We start from the raw sequence: 3,631 nt of genomic DNA on the forward strand, positions 1-3,631 counted from the left end.
TGTGCCTTGAAGGACAAGCACTTGCGACCAAGCAGCGCTTTGGGTAAGGTGCCAGCCAGGATTGACAGCCAAGACGACACTATGATGCACCCCAAGGATGAGGCCCGCAGCTACAGCATCAGCGAGCTGGCCAAAGAGTTTGATGTAACCACCCGCAGCATCCGCTTCTACGAGGATCAGGGTCTGCTGACCCCCACTCGTCAGGGTCAGACCCGTATTTATAGCCGCCAGGACAAGGTGCGCCTCAAGCTGACCCTGCGCGGCAAGCGCCTGGGTTTCAGTCTGGCCGACATTCGCGAACTGTTTGATCTCTATGACGCGGACAAGAGCAGCCGAACCCAGCTGCGCAGCATGCTTTCCCTTATCGAGGAGAAGCGCCAGACCCTGAACCAGCAGCTGGAAGATATCAAGATGGTGTTACTGGAACTGGACGCCGCCAAGCAGCGTTGCCAGCACTCCTTGCAACAGCTGACCAAGGAAGAGAGTTAAGGAGTCCTGGTGAACATGCGAATATAGGCGCCAAGCGCAGGGCGCTTTCAACGGCTCCGAAGATGGTGTGAAACCGCTTCGCAACGGGACGGGCAGAAAAAAGAGGGGCCATCATGGCCCCTCTTTTTTATTAATGATCCCCGAACCGGGAGTAAACCAGAGCAAAGAGCCTGGTGTTACTTCTGCCAGCGGGCAGCGTCATAATCCGGACTGAATCTGTCCACTATGACGGCGCATGCTGCATCGCCGGTGATGTTGAGGGCGGTACGGATCATGTCAAACAGGCGATCCAGCGCGAACAGCAACGGCAGACCTTCGATGGGGATACCCGCAGCCAGCAGCACGGCGACCACCAGGAAGCTCGGACCCGGCACCCCTGCCTGGCCGATGGCTCCCAGCGTGGAGGTCAGTATGATGGCAACCCAGGCCCCCAAAGAGAGATCGATGTTGAACACCTGCGCGAAGAAGATGGCGACCAGACCGTAATAGATGGCGTTGCCGCTCATGTTGATGGTCGCGCCCAGAGGCAGCACGAAGGCCGCCGTGCTGTTGCTCACCTTGAGCTCCTTCTCGCACACTTCCATGGTGACTGGCAGCGTCGCCATGGAGGAGGCGGTAGAGAAGGCAACAACCTGGGCCTTCTTCATGGCCGACATGTACTTGAGCACAGGGGTGTTGGAGAAGACGGCGATCAGCAGCGGGTAGATGACGAAACCGAACACCAGGATGGCGGCCACATAAACCACAAACAGGTTGAATACCAGCGAGAGGACATCAAAGCCGTAGGTACCGATGGCATCGGCCATCAGACCAAACACCCCCAGTGGCGCTATCAGCATCACCTTGTTGATCATCCAGACGAAGGCATCGACCAGGGTATTGAGACCATCGATCAACGGCTTGGCTCGCGCCTGAGGCTGTTTGGCCAACGCAATGCCGAGGAACATACAGAACACCAGGATCTGCAATATGTTCGCCTCGTTGAGGGACTGGAAAACGTTGGTCGGGATCATGCCAAGCAAGGTGGCAACCGCATCCGGCAACTCCCCCTTGTCGGCATAATCGCCGGAGAAGAGCGATTTCATCGAGCTGAGATCGACTCCGCTACCCGGCTGGAACACTTGTCCCATCACCAGAGCCAGGAAGACGGCCAGTGCAGAGGTGCCGAGGAAGAATACCAGGGTACTGCCCCCTATCTTGCCCGCCGCCGGACTGGCGCCCAGATTGGCAGCCCCCGAGATGATGGCCACGGCCACCAGGGGGATCACCAGCATCTTGATGAGCTGGATAAACAGGCTGCCAAGGGGGGCAAAGATGGAGGCTTGCTCGCCCATGAGCACACCGACCACTGTACCCAGCAGCATGGCAACCACGACCTGGAAGCCAGTGTTCTTAATGAGTCCTTTAGTTAACACAAAATGTTCCTTAAACGAATAGATGTCACACTTTCCTAGTGCAATTAACCAAACAGGGGAATGAATTCCTGCTCATTCCCCTGCCGAGCGGATTTATCTCATATTTATCTGCTGTTTTAAATCGCTAATTTATGACGAAGATTTATTGATAAGTTTGCAACAAAGTTAAGATTCAAAAGGAACAAGTTAAAAAATCACGATTTTGCTATGCCCACAGACTATTATCTGTGCTAGCTTGACTCGGTCAACCGCATATACAGGGATAGAAAGATGCTGAAAGTAAACGAGTATTTTGACGGAAATGTAAAATCCATCGGCTTCGAGCAAAATGGTGAGCAATCTACCGTTGGTGTCATGGCAGCCGGTGAATACCTGTTCAACACCGGCGCCCCTGAGCGCATGACGGTGATCAAGGGAAGTCTGACCATACTGTTGGCGGGCGCCAGCGACTGGCAGACCTATGGCCAAGGGGAGGCTTTCGAGGTACCAGGCCACTCCTCCTTCTCTCTCAAGGTGAGCACACCTAGCGCCTATCTGTGCGAATTTTTAAATTAAATCAAAAGATGAAACATTAAGGGGCTTAGGCCCCTTTTTTCATGACCAAATCGCCACCAGCGAGCCTCTTCTCTTTGCCATCGCCCTTGGTTAAGCTGTGAGGCCGTTATCAGGATTCAATCGACAGTCATGAGCATCCAGATCCGCCCCGTCTCGCCAGATGATTGGCCCCAGATCATGGCCATTCAGGCCGAGTGTTACCATCAACTGAGCCCTGAGCCCCTCAGTGTCATGCGCAACAAGGCCGAGCTGGCCCCCCAGAGTTGCTGGGTTGGCGAGGTAAGGGGGGTCGTGCTCGGCTATCTGCTCTGTCACCCCTGGCGAGCGCATCAGCCGCCGCCCCTCTCCCAACCCATGATGGCACTGGCTGGAGAGGAAGAGTTCTATCTGCACGATCTCGCCGTCTCGGCCCGGGCTCGCGGTCAAGGAATGGGACAGGCACTGCTGGATCAGGCCCTGAGCCATGCCAGCCGTTCGGGCTACACCAGGCTCGGACTGGTGGCGGTACAGGATGCTCCCGCCTTCTGGCTGCGTCAGGGATTCACTCCGGCTCACACCCTCAAGTCCCTGGCCGAATACGGTGATGGTGCCCTCTACATGGAGCGGCGCATCAATGATGGGCCCTCAGCCTGCGCGGCCCTGACAAGCATCCCAATGTCCAGTCGGTAAACACAAGAAGGGCGCCCTGAGGCGCCCTTCTGCTATTCATCCCGGCGGGGTTCAGCTCTTGAATTTGCTGAATACCAGGGAGGCGTTGGTACCGCCAAAGCCGAAGCTGTTGGACATGACGGTATTGAGATCCGCCTCTTCGTACTCACGTACGATGGGCAGGCCCACGGCCTTCTCGTCCAGGGTCTCGATGTTGATGCTGGGGGCAATGAAGCCATGCTGCATCATCAACAGGGAGTAAACGGCCTCGTGCACACCGGCGGCGCCCAGGGCATGGCCCGTCATGGCCTTGGTGGCTGAGAGTTTGGGACCTGTGGTACCAAACAGGGTCTGGATGGCTTCCAGCTCCTTCATGTCACCAACCGGTGTGGAGGTGCCGTGGGTGTTGATGTAATCCACCTTGCCCAACCCTGCATCGCCATCTTCATGCAACGCACAGCGCCTTCACCACTCGGTAGCCACCATGTCGTAACCATCGGAGGTGGCGCCGTAACGGTCAGCTC

Annotated in this window: 4 protein-coding genes and 1 pseudogene; 3 read left to right on the plus strand and 2 right to left on the minus strand. The window is 56.4% G+C overall.

Features of this window, described 5'->3' with window-relative positions:
• The first annotated feature begins 84 nt into the window (after positions 1-84).
• A complete protein-coding gene (locus tag G113_RS19455; RefSeq protein ID WP_407919112.1) occupies positions 85-489 on the plus strand; it encodes a MerR family transcriptional regulator in 405 nt (134 codons plus the stop codon).
• A gap of 176 nt (positions 490-665) precedes the next feature.
• Here the strand turns inward: G113_RS19455 and G113_RS19460 are convergent, their stop codons facing one another.
• Positions 666-1,904 (minus strand): dicarboxylate/amino acid:cation symporter, encoded by a 1,239-nt coding sequence (locus tag G113_RS19460; protein ID WP_005911093.1) that lies wholly within the window; start codon positions 1,902-1,904, stop codon positions 666-668.
• Between the two features lie 270 nt (positions 1,905-2,174).
• Here G113_RS19460 and ppnP point away from each other — a divergent pair, with 270 nt between their 5' ends.
• Together ppnP and G113_RS19470 are read left to right on the plus strand one after the other, a co-directional pair.
• Positions 2,175-2,459: a pyrimidine/purine nucleoside phosphorylase gene (gene ppnP, locus G113_RS19465; RefSeq protein ID WP_005911097.1), complete on the plus strand. Its 285-nt coding sequence runs from the start codon at positions 2,175-2,177 to the stop codon at positions 2,457-2,459.
• Between the two features lie 129 nt (positions 2,460-2,588).
• Complete coding sequence (locus G113_RS19470) at positions 2,589-3,128, plus strand: GNAT family N-acetyltransferase (RefSeq protein WP_005911099.1); 540 nt, start codon at positions 2,589-2,591, stop codon at positions 3,126-3,128.
• Positions 3,129-3,179: 51 nt separating this feature from the next.
• Here G113_RS19470 and G113_RS19475 read toward each other — a convergent pair.
• A pseudogene (locus tag G113_RS19475) lies at positions 3,180-3,631 on the minus strand (beta-ketoacyl-ACP synthase I); the annotation flags it as partial.

Source organism: Aeromonas molluscorum 848, from assembly GCF_000388115.1.
GTDB lineage: Bacteria > Pseudomonadota > Gammaproteobacteria > Enterobacterales > Aeromonadaceae > Aeromonas > Aeromonas molluscorum.

Excerpts from the sequence above, each read along its gene's own strand:
- G113_RS19455 (WP_407919112.1), top strand. The coding sequence starts at position 85 with ATGCACCCCAAGGATGAGGCCCGCAGCTACAGCATCAGCGAGCTGGCC.
- ppnP (WP_005911097.1), top strand. The coding sequence starts at position 2,175 with ATGCTGAAAGTAAACGAGTATTTTGACGGAAATGTAAAATCCATCGGC.
- G113_RS19470 (WP_005911099.1), top strand. The coding sequence starts at position 2,589 with ATGAGCATCCAGATCCGCCCCGTCTCGCCAGATGATTGGCCCCAGATC.